17 protein-coding genes are annotated in these 18,309 nt (G+C 70.6%); 7 read left to right on the plus strand and 10 right to left on the minus strand.

Annotated features, from left to right (window positions below):
- From FJM51_RS07025 to FJM51_RS07065, 9 genes are all read right to left on the minus strand, one after another.
- On the minus strand, positions 1–681 hold the full coding sequence (locus tag FJM51_RS07025) for an ABC transporter ATP-binding protein (RefSeq protein WP_140453411.1): 681 nt from the start codon (positions 679–681) through the stop codon (positions 1–3).
- Positions 674–1,960, minus strand: coding sequence for a lipoprotein-releasing ABC transporter permease subunit (locus tag FJM51_RS07030; RefSeq protein WP_140453412.1), 1,287 nt, complete (start codon positions 1,958–1,960; stop codon positions 674–676). Before FJM51_RS07030 ends, FJM51_RS07025 begins: the two co-directional genes overlap by 8 nt.
- 144 nt (positions 1,961–2,104) lie before the next feature.
- Positions 2,105–2,557 (minus strand): DUF2383 domain-containing protein, encoded by a 453-nt coding sequence (locus FJM51_RS07035; RefSeq protein ID WP_140453413.1) that lies wholly within the window; start codon positions 2,555–2,557, stop codon positions 2,105–2,107.
- 122 nt (positions 2,558–2,679) lie between these two features.
- Positions 2,680–4,038: a proline--tRNA ligase gene (gene proS / locus FJM51_RS07040; protein ID WP_140453414.1), complete on the minus strand. Its 1,359-nt coding sequence runs from the start codon at positions 4,036–4,038 to the stop codon at positions 2,680–2,682.
- 318 nt (positions 4,039–4,356) lie between these two features.
- Positions 4,357–5,883: a Ppx/GppA family phosphatase gene (locus tag FJM51_RS07045; RefSeq protein WP_140453415.1), complete on the minus strand. Its 1,527-nt coding sequence runs from the start codon at positions 5,881–5,883 to the stop codon at positions 4,357–4,359.
- A gap of 106 nt (positions 5,884–5,989) precedes the next feature.
- Positions 5,990–8,176 (minus strand): RNA degradosome polyphosphate kinase, encoded by a 2,187-nt coding sequence (locus tag FJM51_RS07050; protein ID WP_140453519.1) that lies wholly within the window; start codon positions 8,174–8,176, stop codon positions 5,990–5,992.
- Between the two features lie 124 nt (positions 8,177–8,300).
- Positions 8,301–8,999: a P-loop NTPase family protein gene (locus tag FJM51_RS07055; RefSeq protein ID WP_140453416.1), complete on the minus strand. Its 699-nt coding sequence runs from the start codon at positions 8,997–8,999 to the stop codon at positions 8,301–8,303.
- 3 nt (positions 9,000–9,002) lie between these two features.
- The gene (locus FJM51_RS07060) at positions 9,003–10,118 is read right to left on the minus strand and encodes an AI-2E family transporter (protein ID WP_140453417.1); all 1,116 of its coding nucleotides are present in this window, start codon (positions 10,116–10,118) and stop codon (positions 9,003–9,005) included.
- Between the two features lie 131 nt (positions 10,119–10,249).
- A complete protein-coding gene (locus FJM51_RS07065) occupies positions 10,250–11,014 on the minus strand; it encodes an NAD kinase (RefSeq protein ID WP_140453418.1) in 765 nt (254 codons plus the stop codon).
- A gap of 261 nt (positions 11,015–11,275) precedes the next feature.
- Between FJM51_RS07065 and mbhE the strand changes: the two genes are divergently transcribed.
- The 7 genes from mbhE to mnhG are packed head-to-tail and all read left to right on the plus strand — an operon-like array spanning position 11,276 to position 16,909.
- Complete coding sequence (mbhE, locus tag FJM51_RS07070) at positions 11,276–13,528, plus strand: hydrogen gas-evolving membrane-bound hydrogenase subunit E (protein WP_233713009.1); 2,253 nt, start codon at positions 11,276–11,278, stop codon at positions 13,526–13,528.
- The gene (locus tag FJM51_RS07075) at positions 13,525–14,010 is read left to right on the plus strand and encodes an MnhB domain-containing protein (protein WP_140453419.1); all 486 of its coding nucleotides are present in this window, start codon (positions 13,525–13,527) and stop codon (positions 14,008–14,010) included. The genes mbhE and FJM51_RS07075 overlap by 4 nt, the downstream gene beginning before the upstream one ends.
- The gene (locus FJM51_RS07080; protein ID WP_140453420.1) at positions 14,001–14,357 is read left to right on the plus strand and encodes an NADH-quinone oxidoreductase subunit K; all 357 of its coding nucleotides are present in this window, start codon (positions 14,001–14,003) and stop codon (positions 14,355–14,357) included. The genes FJM51_RS07075 and FJM51_RS07080 overlap by 10 nt, the downstream gene beginning before the upstream one ends.
- Positions 14,357–15,853, plus strand: coding sequence for a proton-conducting transporter transmembrane domain-containing protein (locus tag FJM51_RS07085; protein WP_140453421.1), 1,497 nt, complete (start codon positions 14,357–14,359; stop codon positions 15,851–15,853). Before FJM51_RS07080 ends, FJM51_RS07085 begins: the two co-directional genes overlap by 1 nt.
- Positions 15,850–16,191 carry a Na+/H+ antiporter subunit E gene (locus FJM51_RS07090; protein WP_140453422.1) on the plus strand — a complete coding sequence of 114 codons (342 nt, stop codon included), beginning with the start codon at positions 15,850–15,852 and terminating at the stop codon, positions 16,189–16,191. Before FJM51_RS07085 ends, FJM51_RS07090 begins: the two co-directional genes overlap by 4 nt.
- On the plus strand, positions 16,188–16,583 hold the full coding sequence (locus FJM51_RS07095; protein WP_140453423.1) for an MrpF/PhaF family protein: 396 nt from the start codon (positions 16,188–16,190) through the stop codon (positions 16,581–16,583). The genes FJM51_RS07090 and FJM51_RS07095 overlap by 4 nt, the downstream gene beginning before the upstream one ends.
- Positions 16,580–16,909, plus strand: a complete 330-nt coding sequence (gene mnhG, locus FJM51_RS07100; RefSeq protein WP_140453424.1) for a monovalent cation/H(+) antiporter subunit G — start codon at positions 16,580–16,582, stop codon at positions 16,907–16,909. Before FJM51_RS07095 ends, mnhG begins: the two co-directional genes overlap by 4 nt.
- Positions 16,910–16,919: 10 nt before the next feature.
- On the opposite strand, the gene FJM51_RS07105 is transcribed toward mnhG, so the two are convergent.
- Entirely contained in the window at positions 16,920–18,230 is a 1,311-nt protein-coding gene (locus FJM51_RS07105; protein WP_140453425.1) for a DUF3422 family protein, read from the minus strand.
- Positions 18,231–18,309 lie beyond the last annotated feature (79 nt).

Genomic DNA, 18,309 nt, shown 5'->3' on the forward strand with positions numbered 1-18,309 from the left:
TCAGCCCTCGACGATCCGCCCGTCGCGCAGGTGAAGGATCCGGTCCATCCGCGCCGCGAGGTCGGGGTTGTGTGTGGCGATGAGCGCGGTCAGCCCGGTCTCGCGCACGCGCGCGAGCAGCATCGAGAACACCTGTTCCGAGGTCTCCGGATCGAGGTTGCCGGTCGGCTCGTCCGCGAGCAGGAGCTTCGGCGCGTTCGCGAGCGCGCGGGCGACCGCGACGCGCTGCTGCTCCCCGCCCGAGAGCTCCGCCGGGCGGTGCGAGACGCGATGCGCGAGGCCGACGCGGGCGAGCAGGTCGCGCGCACCCTCCTCCGCCGCGCGCCGGCCGAGCCCCGCGGCGCGCCGGGGCAGCGCCACGTTCTCGAGCGCGCTGAACTCCGGGAGCAGGTGGTGGAACTGGTAGACGAAGCCGATCGCGTCGCGCCGGAGCCTTGTACGCGCGCGATCGTCGAGTCCGGCGGTGGAACGCCCGTCGACGTGCACCACGCCCGCGCTCGGCGTGTCGAGCAGCCCGGCGATATGCAGGAGCGTGGATTTCCCCGTCCCCGAAGGCGCCACGAGCGCGACGATCTCCCCCGCGTCGAGCGCGGCGGAGGCGCCGTCGAGCACGACGACCGGCTCCCGCCCGCCGTCGTGATAGGCCTTGCCGATCCCCTCGAAGCGCAGCGCCTCACTCATAACGCAACGCCTCGACCGGATTGAGCCGCGCCGCGTTGCGCGCGGGCATCAGCGTAATGACGAAGGAGAGGATGAGCGCCGTTCCCGCCACCGCGGCCACGTCGACGAGGCGGAGCCGGGCGGGAATATGCGTGAGATAGCGGATCTCGGGATTCCAGAGCGAACCGCCGGTCACCCATTCAACGACCGACTGGATCTCCTGGATGTAGAAGGCGAAGAGGCAGCCGACGATCACGCCGAGCACGGTCCCCACCACGCCGATCATCGAGCCGCAGATGAAGAAGACCCGCATGATCGCGCCCCGCGTCAGCCCCATCGTCCTGAGGATGCCGATATCGCGGCCCTTGTTCTTCACGAGCATCACGAGGCCCGAGATGATGTTCATCGCCGCGATCAGCACGACGAGCGAGAGGATAATGAACATCACCCGCCGCTCCACGTCGAGCGCGGAGAGGAAGGCGCCCGAGGCCTGCTGCCAGGTCCAGATCTCGCCCCTCGGCGCGGTCGCCGCGAGCAGCGGCGCGCGCAGGTCCTCCACCCGGTCGGGGTTCGCCACCATCACGTCGATCTCGTCGGCGCCCGCCTCGCGGTTGAAATAGCCCTGCGCCTCGGCGAAGGGCATGTAGACCCGCGTCCGGTCGATGTCGTAGCGGCCCATGCCGAAGATGTATTCGACCGTGTAGTCGTTGATCCGGGGCTGCGTGCCGAAGGGCGTGTCCATCCCGTCGGGCGAGATCAGCGTCACCACGTCGCCCACCGTCACGCCGAGTTCGCGCGCTACGCCGGAGCCGATCGCGACGCCCTCGCCGAAGTCTCCCAGGTTCCCTTGCTGTACCTCCGGATGGACGAGCAGCGGCACCTCGCCGAGATCCGCGGGCCGGATCCCCATCACCTCGACGCCGAGCGCGCGGCCATGGGCGGAGATCATCACCTGCCCCCGGATCATCGGCGCGGCCGAGGTGACGCCGGGGATCGCGCCGATCCTCGCGGTCCAGCCGTCGTAATCCGCGATCAGCCGGTCCGGATTGCCCTCCGCGTCGAAACTCGGCGCGGCGTAGACGGTGACATGGGCGTTGGCGCCGAGGATCTTCTCGGTGAATTCCTCGCGGAAGCCGTACATCACCGCCTGCACCACGATGAGCGTCGCGACGCCGAGCATCACGCCGATCAGCGCGTACCAGGCGATGACGGAGATCCCGCCCTCCCTGCGGCGCGCGCGCAGATAGCGCCATGCGATCAGCCATTCGAAGGCGGAAAAGGGCGGCGTGCTCGCGGACAAGGTTCGGCTCCCGGCAAGATCGCGCGGACCCTGTGGCGCCGTCCGGCCGAGGTCAAGCGCCAACCATGCCCGCGCCGATCACGAACGGGCGCGATGGCGGAGCGGGCGGACCGGCGCGAGCGCGCGCCGGTCCGACGCCGTGCCTCAGAGCGACTCCGAGGTCCGCTCCATCCACGCGCGGTGGCGCAGCTCGTCCGCGTGGGCCTTCTCGAAGAAGGCGCGTGTCCTGGCGATGGCATCGTCGTGGCGCGCCGCGCGCTCGTAGGCGGCGACGGTGTCGTCCTCGTTCGTCTTCATCGCCTTCAGGATCGCGCCATCGCCCATCAGATTGGCGAGCGCGATCTTGCCGGTGGTCAGCATCTGCTTCATGTCGCCCTCCTCCGGCGCCTCGGCGCCGGTCTCGCGCGCGATCTCTTGGAGCACGTCGAGATGCTGGAGGTGATCCTGCCGGAAGGTCGAGATCTGGCTCCTGAACGACTCGTCCGAAAGCCTCTCGATACAGGAGTCGTAGGCGGCGATGGCGTCGTGCTCGAGCAGGATGAGATCCTTGATCAGGCTCTTGATGTCGCCTTCGACGGCGCCGGTGGTCGTTGCCATGCGGGTCTCCTCGCGTGTCCGAAGTTTGGGTCGGAGCGTCGCGCAGCCGCGATCGCCCACGCAGCCCGAACATCGGTCGGCGGCGGTTGTTCCCTGTTTCCTCCCGGCGCGGCGGATCGCCGCTACGCGGCCGGCCGTCCGTCCAGGTGGCCGCGATAGATGTCCGAGAGCCGGGCGATCGCGGCGCCGGGCGACATCTCCTCGCTCTCGCCGGTGCGCCGGCTGGTCAGTTCGACCCTGCCGTTCGCGAGTCCGCGCGGGCCGACCGTGATCCGCCAGGGCAGGCCGATCAGGTCCATCGTCGCGAATTTCGCGCCGGCGCGCTCCTCGCGATCGTCGTAGAGCGGATCGAGGCCCGCGGAGCGCAGCTCGGCGTAGAGCGCCTCGCAGGCCGCGTCGGCGGCGCCGTCGCCCTGCTTGAGATTGACGATCCCGACATGGAACGGCGTCACGCCCTCGGGCCAGATGATGCCCTTCTCGTCGTGGTTCGCCTCGATCAGCGCGCCGACGAGCCGGCTGACGCCGATCCCGTGGCTGCCCATCTGCACCGGCACGCGCTCGCCCGCCTCGTTGACGACCACGGCCTTCATCGGCTCGGAATACTTGGTGCCGAAGAAGAAGATCTGCCCAACCTCGATGCCGCGCCCCTCGACGCGCCGATCCTCGGGCACCTTCGCGAATTCCGCCGCGTCGTGGCGCTCGTCGGTGCGGGCATAGGGCGCGGTCCAGGTCGCGACGATCTCGGAGACCTGCCCCCGGTCGGCGAAGTCGATCGCCCGGTCGCCCAGCGTCAGATCCGTCACCGCGCGGTCGTAGAAGACCGCGCTCTCGCCGGTCGGCGCCAGCACCAGGAACTCATGCGTGTGGTCGCCCCCGATCGGCCCGCCGTCGGCGCGCATCGGGATCGCCTTCAGCCCCATCCGCTCGTAGGTGCGGATGTAGCTCACCATGTGGCGGTTGTAGGCGTGCATCGCGTCCTCGACCGTCAGGTCAAAGTTGTAGCCGTCCTTCATCAGGAACTCGCGCCCGCGCATCACGCCGAAACGCGGCCGCATCTCGTCGCGGAACTTCCACTGGATGTGGTAGAGTGTCAGCGGCAGGTCCTTGTAGGACGAGACCGCCGAGCGGAAGATGTCGGTGATGAGCTCCTCGTTGGTCGGCCCGTAGAGCATGTCGCGCTCGTGCCGGTCCTTGATCCGCAGCATCTCGGCGCCGTAATCGTCGTAGCGCCCGCTCTCGCGCCAGAGATCCGCCGATTGCAGCGTCGGCATCAGGAGCGGGATGTGCCCGGCGCGCTGCTGTTCCTCATGGACGATCTGTTCCAGCCGGCGCAGCACCTTGAAACCGAGCGGCAGCCAGGAGTAGATCCCCGCCGTCGCCTGCCGGATCATCCCCGCGCGCAGCATCAGCCGGTGGCTCGCGATCTGCGCCTCGGCCGGGTTCTCCCGCAGGACCGGCAGAAAGTACTTCGTCAGGCGCATGGCTCGTCCTCCCCGGTCGCTTTCGAGCCCCGCCGCTTTAGGCGATGCCCGCCGCGCGCGCAATGCCGCCGCGTGCCTTGCGCTCAGGAGATACCCGGTATGCGCGAGGCGAAAATCACGGTTGCAATCGGCTCACAAAGCTGTTTATTTCCCTCCTGCCGACAATGGGCGCCCAAGGGGAAAAGGCAGGAAATGGCGAAAAGCCACCGCTGTCCCCGAAGGCAAGCGAGGACCCGTTGGCATGGCCCAAGTCTTGGGGGGAGAAATCGGAAAGCGGCTCGCGAACGCGCGGGCCGCTTTTCCCGTTCAAGGGGAATCTCACGCGTCGAGCAGGTCGATCCGCGCCTCGCACTGCAGGCGCGAAGCGAGCGAATGCAACCGCCGTTCGACCGCCTCGCCGCCGAATTCGCGCGCCGGTCCGCGCAATGCGAGCACAAGTGCATCATTCTCGCGCTCGATCCGCGCATGTTCGAGCACGCCGACCGAGGAGCCCGACAGCATCGCGCCGAGCCGCATGGCCCGGCCGAGGATCACCGCCTCGGCCGCCCGTTCCTTCGGGAGCAGCGCCGCGTAGCGCGAGGCCTCGTCGCTCGGGCCGACGGTCTTGTAGCGGTTGAGCAGCGCGAGGCCGAGGAAGATACGCTCGGGATGATCGATTCCCGCCATGTTCGCCCGGGCCACTGATTCGTAGGAGACCTCGGCGCGATAGTCCGGATGCGCGCGCCAGTTCACGTCATGGAGCAGCGCGGCGGCGTGGATCAGCCGCCGCTCCGCCGCCCCCGCCTCGGGAAAGAGCGGCAGCAGCCATTCGTGCAGCGCGTCGCCGAAGCCGGGCGCCCGCGCCGAGAGCAGTTCCTGATGGCGGCAGGCCTCGATCAGCGGATCGAGCCCGCGCATCTCGGCCGGCATCTGCCGATAGAGCAGCCCCTCGCGCAGCCCGTAGGCCGAGATCACCACCCGCCCCGGCTCGATCCGGCGCAGCAGTTCCCTCAGCACGAGGCTCGCGAGCGGCACGAGCGAGAGCCGCGCGGCGGAGGTGCCGGTCATGTCCGACATCCGCGACTGTTCCTGCGTCTGGATCCAGTCGAGCGTCTCCCGCAGCTGGTCGACCGGCGGCTCGTAGGCGTGCAGCACCTTCAGCGGATAGTCGACCCGCTCCATGTCGAGCCGCGCGATCGCGCGCCAGGAGCCGCCGACGAGATAGAGCCGGGGCGCGGCCTCGGGCACGGCCTTGCGAAGCGCCTTCGCGGTCTTGCGCAGGTACTTCTCCCGCTTCTCCGCGTCGGTGAAATCGGCGAGCTTCAGCGGCCCGAGCGGCGAGGTCGCGCCATGGACCATCCGCCCGCCCGAGACGTGGGCGAGTTCGACCGAGGCGCCGCCGATGTCGCAGACCAGCCCCTCCGCGTCGGGCCAGCCGAGCAGCACGCCCTGCGTCGAGAGCCGCGCCTCCTCCGATCCGCTCGCGATGTGGAGCGTGACCCCGGTCTCGCGGCGGACCTGATCGCAGAAGGCCGGGCCGTCCTCCGCCTCGCGCACGGCGGCGGTGGCGACGGCGATCATGCCGGAGAGGTTCATCCGTTCGGCGAGCGCGGCGAAACGGTGCAGCGCGCGCAGCGCGCTCTCCCAGCCGGCCGGGCTGAGCCGCCCGGTCTCGCTCATCCCCGCGCCGAGGCCGCAGAGCACCTTCTCGTTGTAGAAATAGGCGGGGCTGCGCGCCATCCCGTCGAAGACGACGAGGCGGACCGAGTTGGAACCGACGTCGATCACGCCGATCCGCTCCAGCCGCGCCTTGTCGAGTTCGGGTACGCCGGGGATCGCCCGGTCCAAGGTGCCTCGCCTGGTCATGAGCCGCTCCCCGGGTTCTGCTGTCCCGGGGACCGGTCTGGCATCCCCGGGACAGGGCGTCAATCCGGGGGGCGTCAATCCGGGGGCGTCGATCCGGGGGCGTCGATCAGTCGTGGCTGTGCACGAGCTGGATCACATCCTCCGCCCCCGCCCGGCCGCGGCCCGAGAGCGAGGGGTTCTCCATGAAGAAGCGGTGGCAGCTGAAGAGCTGCGCCCCCGGCGCCGCGTCGTGGCGCAGATAGCTGCCATTGGGCCGCGCCACCCAGCTCTGCGCCTGGTCGGCCATGTTCGCGGCCATCACCTGGTCGATGATCTGCGCGTGCACCGTCGGGTTGGTGATCTCGACCAGCGTCTCGATCCGGCGGTTCAGGTTGCGCTCCATCCAGTCGGCCGAGCTGATGTAGACCCGCGCCTCCGGCGAGGGCAGCCCGTGGCCGTTGCCGAAGCAGACGATCCGGCTGTGTTCGAGGAAGCGGCCGATGATCGACTTCACCCGGATGTTCTCCGAGAGCCCGGCCACCCCCGCGCGGAGCGAGCAGATGCCCCGGATCACCATGTCGATCTTCACGCCCGCCTGGCTCGCGCGGTAGAGCGCGTCGATCACCTCGGCGTCGGTGACCGAATTGAGCTTCACCCAGACCTGCGCCGGCCGTCCCGCCCTCGCATGCGCGATCTCGGCCTCCAGCCCTTCGAGGATGCGCGGCTTGATCATGTGCGGGCTGATCGCGAGATTCTCGAGGCTCTCGGGCTTCACATAGCCGCTGAGGTAGTTGAACACCTTGGTCGCGTCGCGGCCGAGCGCCCTGTCGCAGGTGAAGAGCGAGAGGTCGGTGTAGATGTTCGCCGTGCCCGGGTGATAGTTGCCGGTGCCGAAATGGGTATAGGTGACGAGCTCGCCCCCCTCGCGGCGGACGACGGTCGAGATCTTCGCATGGGTCTTCCAGTCGATGAAGCCGTAGACCACCTGCGCGCCCGCCCGTTCCAGCCGCCGGGACTGGCGGATGTTCGCGGCCTCGTCGAAACGCGCCTTGAGCTCGACCAGCGCGGTGACGGACTTGCCGTCCTCCGCCGCCTCGCAGAGCGCGGCGACGATCGGGCTGTCGCGGCTGGTGCGGTAGAGCGTCTGCTTGATCGCGAGCACGTTCGGATCGCGCGCCGCCTGCTGCAGGAAGGCGACCACGGTCCCGAAGGATTCGTAGGGGTGGTGCAGCAGCATGTCCTTCTGCCGGATCGCGGCGAAGATGTCGCCGTCGAAATCCTGCACCCGCTCCGGCGCCCTCGGCGTGAAGGGCGGCCAGAGCAGGTCCGGCCGGTCGATCCGGCAAAGCTCCGACAGATCGCCGATGCCGATCAGCCCCGGCACCTGGATCACCTCGTCCTGCCCGACGCCGAGCGAGGCGACGATCATGCGCCGCAGGTCCTCGGGGGCGTCGTCGGTCATCGTGAGCCGGATCACCTGACCTCGGCGGCGGCGCTTCAGCGCGGTCTCGAATTCGCGGACCAGGTCCTCCGCCTCTTCCTCGACCTCCAGATCGCTGTCGCGCAGCACGCGGAAGGCGCATTTGCCGAGCATGGTGTAGCCGGGGAAGAGCCGGTCGAGGAACACTTCGAGCAGCGCCTCGAGCGGCAGGAAGCGGACCTCGCCCTTCGCGCCTTCCGGCAGCCGGATGAAGCGCGACACCTGCGCGGGCACCGGCAGCAGCGCCTCGAGCCCGGTGCCATCGGAATCGCGGCTGAGCTGGAGCGCCATCGCGAAGCCGCCGTTGGCGATGAACGGGAAGGGATGCGCCGGATCGATGGCGAGCGGCGACAGGATCGGAAAGACCTGCTCGAAGAAATGCTTCTCCATCACCTTCAGATCGGCGCCCCGGAGTTCCTCGGCGCCGAGGATGACGATCCCCTCCGCCCGCATGAGCTCGCGGATCTCGCCGAGGCAGTCGTGCTGGCGCAGCATCAGCGCGCGCGCGTCGGCGTCGATGCGGAACAGCTGCTCCTTCGGCGAAAGCCCGTCGACGCTCGACGAGGCGACGCCGGCGCGGGCGAGGCCGCGCAGGCCCGCGACGCGGACCGAGTAGAATTCGTCGAGGTTCGAGCCGGAGATCGACAGGAACCGCACGCGTTCGAGCAGCGGGACGCTCGGGTTCTCCGCCTCGTGCATCACCCGCCAGTTGAAGGCGAGCCAGCTCAATTCGCGGTTGATGAACCGCTCCGGCCCGGTGATGTCGACCCCCGGCAGGTCCCGCCCCGCCGGCGCGGCGGAATCGAGGAAATCGGCGTCGACTCCCTCGGACATGATGCTTTCGAGCACGGTGCTCCCCCTCGTCCCTGATGCGCGCCGCCCCCTGGCGCCGCGCCGTTGTTCCGGCACCGTATATGGCACAGCTCGCGCGCGGGGGCGACCATGACCGCCGCGCCCGTCAGCCGCGTTCGCGCAGGATCTCCGCGGCGAGGCTGCGCGTGATCCGCCGCCGCCGCTCCAGCCCCGCCGCGTCGAGCCGGGCGACGAGCGATTCGGCGGCGACGAAGGAGCGGTCCATGCGCGCGACGAGATAGCTGACGAGATCGGGCGCCACCGGCAGCTGCCGGTCGGTGAAGAGCTTCACCAGCACCGCCGCGAGCAGCGCGTCGTCCGGCGGCTCCAGCCGCGCGACCGGCGCGGCGCCGAGCCGGCTCGCGAGATCGGGCAGCGCGAGATCCCATTGCGCGGGCGCCCGCCGGCCCGAGACCATGAGCCAGCCGCCCCCCGCCGCGAGACGGTTCGCGATGTGGAAGAGCGCCTCCTCCGCCTCGCGGCGCGGCGCGGGGCCGAGCCCGGCCAGACGGTCCGCGTCCTCGACCGCGAGCGCGGCGTTCGCGGGCAGCCGCGCGAGGTCGATCGCCGGCAGGTCCCGCGCCGGCAGGATCCGCGCCCCGGATCCCGCCGCCCAGACATGGGCGAGATGCGTCTTGCCCGATCCCGCCGGCCCGGTGACCGCCAGCCGCCCCTCCGGCCAGTCGGGCCAGGTGTCGAGCTGCGCGAGCGCGAGCCGGTTCGCCGGCGACACGAAGAAATCCGCCCGGCCGAGCGCCGGACGGGTCGCGAGGTCGAGAACGAGCTGCTGACCCCGCCGCGCCAAGGCTCATTCTTCCCCGATCGGCGGCGCCGCGGGATCCAGGACCTCCTCGCCCTCCTCGTCCTCGGGAGGCGTCGCGCCGCTGTAGAGTGGACTCTCGAGGTATTTCTCGAAGGCGTAGCGCCCCAGCACGCCGAGCGCGGCCGCGAGCGGGACCGCGATCAGCAGCCCCGTGAAGCCGAAGAGCACGCCGAAGACCGAGAGGGCGAGCATCAGCGTGACGGGATGCAGGCCGACCGACTTGCCGACCAGCATCGGCGAGAGGATGTTGCCCTCGAAGAACTGGCCGATCATGAAGACGCCCGCCGTGGCGAAGATCCAGAACGGCTCCTCCCAGAAGGTGACGGCGGCGATGCCGGTCCCGACCAGCAGCCCGACCGTGGAGCCGACGAAGGGGATGAAGACGATCATCCCCGAGACGATCCCGACCAGGAGCCCGTAGGGCACGCCGATCAGCATGAGCGAGATCGCGTAGAACGCGCCCAGCACGACGCAGACGAGAAGCTGCCCCCGGACGAAGCCCGCCATCACCGCGTCGATCTCGCGGCAGAGCCGGCGGATCGTCGGCGCGTGCGCGCGCGGCAGCGCGGCGTTCACGCGCGCGACGAAATGGTCCCAGTCGATCAGCAGGTAGAAGGCGACGACCGGCGTCACGACCAGGACGTAGAAGAAGTTCAGCACCTGCAGCGAGGAGGCGAGCACGGAGCCGAGCACGACCCCGCCGCTGTCGCGCAGCGCCGTCTCGGCCGAGGCGAGCCCGCGTCCGATGGCGGAGCTTTCGTCGAAGAGCTGCGGGAAGCGGCCGCCGAGGAAATGCGAGGCCGAGGCGAGATAGTCGGGGATCGCACCGATGAGCGACTGCGCCTGCTCGACGAGGAGCGGCACGGCGAGCAGGAGGCCCAGCGCGATCAGGAGCGTCAGCGCGGCGGCGATGATCGTCGTCGCCGTGATCCGGCCGAGCCCGAGCCGCTCCAGCCGGTCGGCGACCGGGTCGAGCAGATAGGCGAGCGCGGCCCCGCCGAAGAAGGGAAGCAGCGTTCCGGCGAGAAGCCAGAGCAGCAGCAGGACGCCCGCGATCACGAGTCCCCAGATGCGCCACTGCTGCGCGGCGGTGAGTGCCATGTCCTTCTCTCCCTGATCCGGGGCCTGATGCCGCGGGGCCGGCGTCGTGACAAGTCCCGCCGCCGCCGGCCCCCCCGGCGGCTCCGGAAATACGCGGCCCGGGCCGCGAAGTTGCGACCGATGGCGCGCGATCAGGCGAATTGTTCGCGGATCAGCCGCTCCTCGAGCCCGTGGCCGGGGTCGAACAGGATCGTGTGCACGATGTCGGGCCGGCTCTCGACCTCGATCAGCACCGCGTCGCGCACCTCGGTCGAATCAGCCACCGCGCTGACCGGGCGCTTCTCGGGCTCGCGCACCTCGAAGGTCACCCGCGCCGCCTTGGGCAGCAGCGCGCCGCGCCAGCGCCGGGGGCGGAAGGCCGACATCGGCGTCAGCGCCAGGATGTCGGCGCCGATCGGCAGGATCGGCCCATGGGCGGAATAGTTGTAGGCGGTCGATCCCGCCGGCGTCGCGACCAGCGCCCCGTCGGCGACGAGCTCGGGCATCCGCTCCTTGCCGTCGATCAGGATCCGCAGCTTCGCCGCCTGCGGCCCGGAGCGCAGCATCGAGACCTCGTTGATCGCCAGCGCCTCGATGCTCTCGCCCGAGGCCGTCGTCGCCCGCATCCGGAGCGGATTGAGCGCCGCGGGCTCCGCCGTCGCGAGCCGCGCCTCGAGCCCGTCCTCGGCGTATTCGTTCATCAGGAAGCCGACGGTGCCCCGGTTCATGCCGTAGACCGGCGCGGCGAGGTGCTGGGTCGCGTGCAGGGTGGAGAGCATGAGCCCGTCGCCGCCGAGCGCGACGATCACATCCGCCGCCTCCGCCGGCGCCTGGCCGTGGCGCGCGATCAGCCGCGCCATGCTCTCCTGGGCGAGCTCCACCGGGCTGGCGACGAAGTGAACGCGCTGGAATGTCAAGGAATGCTCCGTCCCACCCGACCGCCGGGCGCGCACTGTGACCCGTGGCGCCGGATTGTTCAAGGCGCGCCCGTCCGACGCACCCGTCGCGGTTCGGCTTGCAAACCGGCGCTCCGGACGCGAAAACGGAACGGCCGCGCCGCCCGGCGGGGAAACCGCGGGCGGGCGACGAGCCGCGAGGGGGGACAGGAATGAGCCGCGTCGGCGCCGGAACGGCGGATAGGACGAAGACCGCGCGGCCGCGCCGGAAAGGGCGGCGGCTTGGCTGATCACGACACGACCCGCGCCGCGCCGCCGGTCTGGCGCTTTCTTCCCGCCATCGTCGCGGCCGCGGCCACGCTCTGGCTCGCGCGCTTCCTCGGCCCGGTCGCGGCCGGCGTCCATCCCGAATGGTCCCTGCCCTGGGCGCCCTCGCTCGGCATCGCCTTCGCCTTCCGGCTCGACGGGCTGGCGCTCGCGATGGCGCTGCTCATCTGCGGCATCGGCGCGCTGATCTTCCTCTACGCCGCGACCTATTTCGCCACCGACCGCCGCCTCGGCACGCTCCTCGTCACGCTCTCCTTCTTCGCGGTCTCGATGCTCGGCCTCGTCTGCGCCGACGACGCGATCACGCTCTTCCTGTTCTGGGAGGGGACGACGATCACCTCCTGGCTGCTGGTCGGCTTCGACCACGAGCGGCGCGAGGCCCGCGCGGCGGCGGTCCAGGCGCTGCTCATCACCGGCGCGGGCGGGCTCGCGCTGCTCGCCGGGCTCCTCGTCATGAGCGCGGTGGCCGGCACGACGCGGCTCTCGGAGATGAACGCGGCCGGCGACGTGTTCCGGCAGAGCGCCGCCTACGCGCCGATGCTGCTCCTCGTGCTGCTCGGCTGCTTCACCAAGTCGGCGCAGGTCCCGTTCCACTTCTGGCTTCCCGGCGCGATGGCGGCGCCCACGCCCGTCAGCGCCTATCTCCATTCCGCGACGATGGTGAAGGCCGGGGTCTACCTGCTCGCGCGGCTCACCCCCGCGCTCGGCGGGACCGAGCTCTGGACCGGCCTGCTCGTCCCGGTCGGCGCGGTGACGATGATCCTCGGCTCGGTCTGGGCGGCGCGGCAGACCGACATGAAGCTCATGCTGGCGCAGACGACGCTGATGGGCCTCTCCGCGCTCGTGATGCTGATCGGCCTCGGCACCGAGGCGGCGATCGCCGCGGCGATGACCTTCCTGCTCGTCCACGCCTTCTACAAGGCCGCGCTCTTTCTCACCGTCGGCATGATCGAGAAGGGCGCGGGCTCGCGCGACTACCGCCATGTCGCGGGCCTCGCCCGGGCGATGCCGCTGACCGCGACGGCGGCCGCGATCTCCGGCCTCTCGATGGCGGGCTTCCCGCCGCTCTTCGGCTTCGTCGGCAAGGAACTCATCTACGAGGCGACGCTGACCGGGGCGGCGGTCACGCTCGCCGCGCTGGTGGCGAACCTCTTCATGGTGATCTGCGCCGGCATGGTCGCGATCCGCCCCTTCCACGGCGCCGAACGCCGCTCGCCGAAGGACCGGCCGGGCGATCCCGCCTGGGGGCTCTGGCTCGGGCCGCTCGTCCTCTCCGGGTTCAGCCTGCTCTTCGGCCTCGCCCCGGCGCTCGCCGGGGACTGGCTGATCGCGCCGATGGTCGCCGCGGTGACCGGGGAGGAGATGCACGGCCATCTCGCGCTCTGGCACGGGCTGACGCCGATGCTCGTCCTGAGCCTCGTCACCTTCGCCCTCGGCATCCTCGGCTATCTCGCCCTTGACCGGCTGCGCGACGGGCTCGCGAAGGCGGAGCCGGGGCTGCCCCGGATGGAAAGCTGGTACGAGGGCGCCCTCGCCGGGATCTTCACGCTGGCCCGCTCCGTCACCGCCGCCTCGCAGAACGGGCAGATGACGCATTACCTGCGCGCCACCTTCGCCGCCTGCGCGGTGCTCACCTGGGGCGGCGTCGTCCTCGGCCGGATGGCCTGGCCCGGCTTCACGCCGGGGCCGGGGCTGATCGACTGGATGGTGGTCGCGATCATCCTCGCCTCGGTCGCGGTCGTCCTCGTCACCCGGTCCCGGCTGACGGCGATCTGCGCGCTCGGCGGCGTCGGCTCCGGCATCGCCATCGTCTTCGTGCTCTACGGCGCGATCGACGTCGCGATGACCCAGCTCTTCGTCGAGATCCTCGTCGTCGTCTTCATGGCGATCGCGATGGTGCGCCTGCCCTCCTGGGGCGAGATCCCGTTCCATCCCGGCAACGCGCTGATCGCGGTCGTGCTCGGCCTCGGCGTGACGCTCGGAACCCTCGCGGTGCTCGGCACCCCGCTCGATCCCTATCTCACCACCTTCTTCGAAGCGAACAGCGTGCCGAAGGCCGGAGGCCACAACATCGTCAACGTGATCCTCGTCGACTTCCGCGGCTTCGACACGCTGGGCGAGACCTCGGTCATCGTCATCGCCGGGATCGCGGCCATCGCGGCGCTGCGCGCGGGCCGCCGGAGACTGCGGGGGGCGCCGCGCCGATGAACTCGCTCATCCTCTCCACCGCCGCGCGGTTCCTGATCCCGGTCATCCTCGCGCTCTCGCTCTTCATCTTCTGGCGCGGCCACAACGAGCCGGGCGGCGGCTTCATCGGCGGACTGCTCGCCGCGACCGCCTTCGCGCTCCTCGCCAAGGCGAGCGGCACCGCCAAGGCGCGGCGCACGCTCTACCTCCGCCCGCGCGCGATCGCGGCCTTCGGCCTCGGCTGCGCGCTCGTCGGCGGGATCTGGGGCGGGCTCGCCACGGGCGCCTTCCTCAAGGGCATGTGGCCCTTCCTCACCATCGACGCGGAGGGGCACAAGCACGGCCTGCCCTTCGGCTCGATCATGCTCTTCGATTTCGGCGTCTATCTCGTCGTGCTCGGCACGGTGACGGGGATCCTCTTCGCGCTCGAGGATTCGCTCGCCGAGGACGCGGCCGGGGCCGAGGACGTGCCCCTCGACAAGGAAGACGGCCGATGGAGGTGATGCTGGCCCTGACCGCGGGCGTCCTCGTCGCCGCCGGCGCCTATCTGATGATGACGGGCAAGACGGTGCCCTACGTCTTCGGCCTGACGATGATCTCGAACGCCGCCAATCTCATCATCTTCTCGACCGGGCGCCTGACGCTCGCCAAACCCGCGCTGGTGCCGGGCGAGGCGATCACGATCTCCGGGGCGGCGAACGCGCTGCCCCAGGCGCTGATCCTGACCGCGATCGTGATCGGCTTCGGCCTGCTCGTCTTCGCCCTCGCCCTCGCCTACCGCTCCTACTACGCGCTCGGCACGGCGGAGATGGACGAGATGCGCGTGGCCGAACCGGTGGAGCGCGACTGATGCTGCTGTTCTGGCCCCTCGTCATCCCGTTCCTGACCATGGTCGCGACGCTCTTCGCCTGGCGCTCGATCCGGACGCAGCGCGCGCTCTCGCTGCTCGGCGCGGCGGCGCTGCTCGCGGTGGCGCTGGTGATCCTGACGCGCGTCATCGCGGACGGACCCTTCGCCGAACAGGCCGGCGCCTGGCCCGCCCCCTTTGGCATCACCATGGTCGCCGACGGGCTCTCGGCGGCGATGATCACGCTGACCGGCCTCGTCGCGCTCGCCGCCGCGGTCTTCGGCCTCCAGGACGTGAGCGACGGCGAGGCGCGCAGCGGCCACCACCCGCTCGCCAACGCGCTGCTCGCGGGCGTCTGCGGCGCCTTCCTGACCGGCGACCTCTTCAACATGTACGTCTGGTTCGAGGTGATGCTCATCTCCTCCTTCGGGCTGCTGGTCATCGGCGGGCGCAAGGCGGCGCTCGACGGCGCGACCAAATACGTGGGCCTCAACCTGATCGCGACCGTCGCCTTCATCTCGGGCGTCGGCCTGCTCTACGGCACCACCGGCGCGCTCAACATGGCCGACCTGCACGGACGCCTCGCGGGACGCGGCGGCGAGGCGGGGATCCTGATGGCGACCGGGCTCATCATCTTCGCCTTCGGCGCCAAGGCCGCGCTCTTCCCGCTGCACTTCTGGCTGCCCGCCTCCTACCACACGCCCTCCTTCACCACCTCGGCGCTCTTCGCCGCGCTCCTGACCAAGGTCGGCGTCTACGCGCTCATCCGCTACTTCACGCTGATCCTGCCGATCGCGGACACGCCGGCGCAGCCCGCGCTCCTCTGGATCGGCGGCTTCACGATCCTCGCGGGCGCGCTCGGCGCGCTGGCGCAAAGCGGGGTCCGGCGCGTGCTCAACTACTCGATCATGTCCTCGATCGGCGCGATGATCCTCGGCCTCGCGCTCGCCACGCCGCTCGCGCTCGTCGGCGCGGTCTTCTATCTCGCCCAGGACATGATCGTGAAGGCGAACCTCTATCTCGTCGCGGGCTCCGCCCGGCGGCTCGCGGGATCGGAGGATTTCGCCGAGGCGGGCGGCCTCTGGCGCGCCGCGCCCTGGCTCGCCGCGCTCTTCCTCGTCCCGGCGCTCTCGCTCGCCGGCGTCCCGCCCTTCTCCGGCTTCTGGGCCAAGCTGATCCTGACGCGCGCGAGCCTCGAGGCCGGCGGCTACTGGTGCGCCGCGCTGATCCTCGGGAGCGGCCTCATGACGCTGCTCGCGATGGCGCGGATCTTCGCGGAGATGTTCTGGAAATCCCATCCCGAGGGCGACGTGGCCGCGGGTGGGCGCCTGCCCGCCGCCGCCTGGGCGCCGCTCGTCGCGCTCAGCCTGCTGATCGCGGGGGCCGGGATCTTCGCCGCGCCGGGGGTCGAGGCGTCGGAGGCCATCGCCCGGAACCTGCTCGCCCCCGACGCCTATCTCGCGGCCGTGCTCGGCCCCGGCGCGGAGGTCCGGCCATGAGACTCGTCGCCCAGATCGTCGCGGTGCCCTGGCTCGCGGTCATGTTCTTCTACGATCTCGTCGTCTCGAGCATCGCGGTCGCCCGCGCCGTGCTCTCGCCCGGCGACGTCGTCGCGCCGCGCTTCGTCGTCGTGCCGATCAAGGCGCGCTCCGATCTCGGCGTCACCCTCGTCGCGAACTACATCACGCTGACGCCCGGCACGCTCACCGTGGACGTGAGCCCCGACCGTTCGCGCCTGCTCATCCACGACCTCTTCGCGGGCGAGAGTGGCGACGGCACCCGCGCGGGCATCCAGGAGGGGATCGAGCCGCGCGTCCTCCGGGTGACGCGGCGATGATGGGGATCATCATCGATACCGAGGTCGGCGGCGTGCTCGGCGCGGCGCTGGAACTCACCGTCCTCTGCGTCGCCTTCGCCCTCGCCGCCGCCGTCTACCGGCTACTGCGCGGGCCGACGCTCGCCGACCGCGTGGTCGCGCTCGACATGATCTCGGTGCTGCTCGTCGTCTTCCTCGTCGCTTTCCGGATGGTGAGCGGCGTCGACGCCTACATGTTCGTCGCGATCGGCCTCGCGCTCATCGCCTTCCTCGCCACCGTCGCCTTCGCCGGCTACATCGACCGCGCCCGGGGCGACCAGGTGCAGACGACGATGAACGGTGATCCGGGCCACACGGCCGAGGGCGGAGCGGGGCACGGACCGGCGGCGCGCGAACCGGAGGGGGAGGAATGACCGACTGGATCGCCGCGGCGCTGCTGCTCGGGGGCGGGTTCTTCTGCGTCGTCGCGGGTCTCGGCCTGCTCCGGCTCGGCGACGTCTACTGCCGGATGCACGCCGCGACCAAGGCCGGTACGCTCGGCCTCGCGCTGGTCTGCCTCGGCGCGATGGTCCGCGCCGGGAACTGGGGCGAACTGCTCGAACCGCTCTTCGTCTTCGTCTTCATGATCGCGACCGCCCCGATCGGCGCGCATCTGATCGGCCGCGCCGCCTTCCGCAAGCATTGCGAAACGCTCCCCCGCACCGGCGCCGATCCCGGCACGGAGGCCTTCCGCGGCTGACCCGCGGCCCTCAGTGCCCGCCGCCGCCGGCGAGCCGCGCGCGCACGCGGTGCATCATGAACCAGACGCCAAGGACGACGGGAACGACGAGCAGCGCGGTGAGCACCGGCTTCTCGATCCCGCCCATCTCAGCGAGCGGCCCGAGCAGATAGCCGCCGAGGCTGACCGCGTAGTAGCTGATCGCGACCACCGACAGCCCCTCGACCGTCTCCTGTAGGCGAAGCTGCATCGCGCCGCGCTCCGACATCTGCGCGAGGATCTCGTTGTTCTGCCGCTGGTTCTCCACGTCGACCCGGGTCCTGAGCAGGTTCGCCACCCGCTCGGCGCGGAGCGAGAGCTCCGTCAGCCGCTCCCGCGCCGAACGGCAGGTCCGCATCGCCGGATCGAAGCGGCGCATCATGAATTCCTCGAAAAGCTGCCGCCCGCCGATCCGCTGCTCGCGCAGCACCTGGATCCGGTGGTTCACGATCGCCTCGTAGGCTTCCGCCGCGCCGAAGCGGAAGGCCGAGGTGGCCGAAAGGTGCTCGATCTCGGCGGAGACGCCGAGGAGCCGCGCCAGCGTTTCCGAATCCTCGCCCGCGCCCTCCGCCATGTCGCCGACGATCGCGCTCAGCTGCGTGTCGATCCGGCTGACCGCCGCGGCGACCGTCTGCGCCCTGGGCAGGGTCAGGAGCGCCATGCTCTTGTAGGTGTCGATCTCGAGCAGCCGCTGCGCGATCCGCCCGAGCCGGCGCCCGCCGATGTCGGGCTGGGCGAAGATCGCCATCCGGCTGTGGCCGTTCTCGTCGATCCGGAAATCGGTCGCGATCACCGCCTCGCCGTCGATCACCCGGCTCGCGGTCAGGCTCTCGGGCACGAACCACCGCTCCGCCTGGTCGCGCAGGCGCGATTCGGTCGTCTCCTGATCCATCCGCTCCACCCGGATCAGCGCGGAGGTGACGATCTTGCCGGGCGCCTCGGCCAGCCAGTCCGACGGGAAGAGCGCGAAGAGGTCGCCCGAGAACGGCTGTTCCGAGAGGCCCGGCGCGAAGATCGTGTAGGTGACGAATTCGGTATGCATCTCCCATTTCAGGAAGCCCCGGCCGATCTCGCCCGCGTAATGGTTCGCCCCCGGCGGCGGATGCGGCGCGCCGAACCGGTCGAGCAGTTTGATGAGATGGGCGAAATCGACCGACCGATCCCGCTCGGAGGCGCGCGTGGGCTGCTTGATCGCGAGATGGGCGGCGCGGCAGGGCGCCCGCAGCTCCGGAAACGGCCGCGCATGCAGCTCGTTGGCGAGCCGGTAGCGATCGGGATGATCGTCGAGCGAAAGCTGGGTCATGCCTGGAACGTCCCCCGTGGCCTTTTCCGCCTTGTTCCGCCGGATCGGCTCCGGTTTCAAGCACGGCTTTCGGCCGGGT

The organism is Amaricoccus solimangrovi (genome assembly GCF_006385685.1).
In the GTDB taxonomy this organism is placed as follows: Bacteria; Pseudomonadota; Alphaproteobacteria; order Rhodobacterales; family Rhodobacteraceae; genus Amaricoccus; species Amaricoccus solimangrovi.

Coding starts and splice junctions, on each gene's coding strand:
- FJM51_RS07090 (WP_140453422.1), top strand. CDS start 15,850: ATGAGACTCGTCGCCCAGATCGTCGCGGTGCCCTGGCTCGCGGTCATG.
- FJM51_RS07085 (WP_140453421.1), top strand. CDS start 14,357: ATGCTGCTGTTCTGGCCCCTCGTCATCCCGTTCCTGACCATGGTCGCG.
- FJM51_RS07080 (WP_140453420.1), top strand. CDS start 14,001: ATGGAGGTGATGCTGGCCCTGACCGCGGGCGTCCTCGTCGCCGCCGGC.
- FJM51_RS07025 (WP_140453411.1), bottom strand. CDS start 681: ATGAGTGAGGCGCTGCGCTTCGAGGGGATCGGCAAGGCCTATCACGAC.
- FJM51_RS07035 (WP_140453413.1), bottom strand. CDS start 2,557: ATGGCAACGACCACCGGCGCCGTCGAAGGCGACATCAAGAGCCTGATC.
- FJM51_RS07075 (WP_140453419.1), top strand. CDS start 13,525: ATGAACTCGCTCATCCTCTCCACCGCCGCGCGGTTCCTGATCCCGGTC.
- proS (WP_140453414.1), bottom strand. CDS start 4,038: ATGCGCCTGACGAAGTACTTTCTGCCGGTCCTGCGGGAGAACCCGGCC.
- FJM51_RS07050 (WP_140453519.1), bottom strand. CDS start 8,176: ATGTCCGAGGGAGTCGACGCCGATTTCCTCGATTCCGCCGCGCCGGCG.
- FJM51_RS07095 (WP_140453423.1), top strand. CDS start 16,188: ATGATGGGGATCATCATCGATACCGAGGTCGGCGGCGTGCTCGGCGCG.
- FJM51_RS07045 (WP_140453415.1), bottom strand. CDS start 5,883: ATGACCAGGCGAGGCACCTTGGACCGGGCGATCCCCGGCGTACCCGAA.
- mnhG (WP_140453424.1), top strand. CDS start 16,580: ATGACCGACTGGATCGCCGCGGCGCTGCTGCTCGGGGGCGGGTTCTTC.
- FJM51_RS07060 (WP_140453417.1), bottom strand. CDS start 10,118: ATGGCACTCACCGCCGCGCAGCAGTGGCGCATCTGGGGACTCGTGATC.
- FJM51_RS07105 (WP_140453425.1), bottom strand. CDS start 18,230: ATGACCCAGCTTTCGCTCGACGATCATCCCGATCGCTACCGGCTCGCC.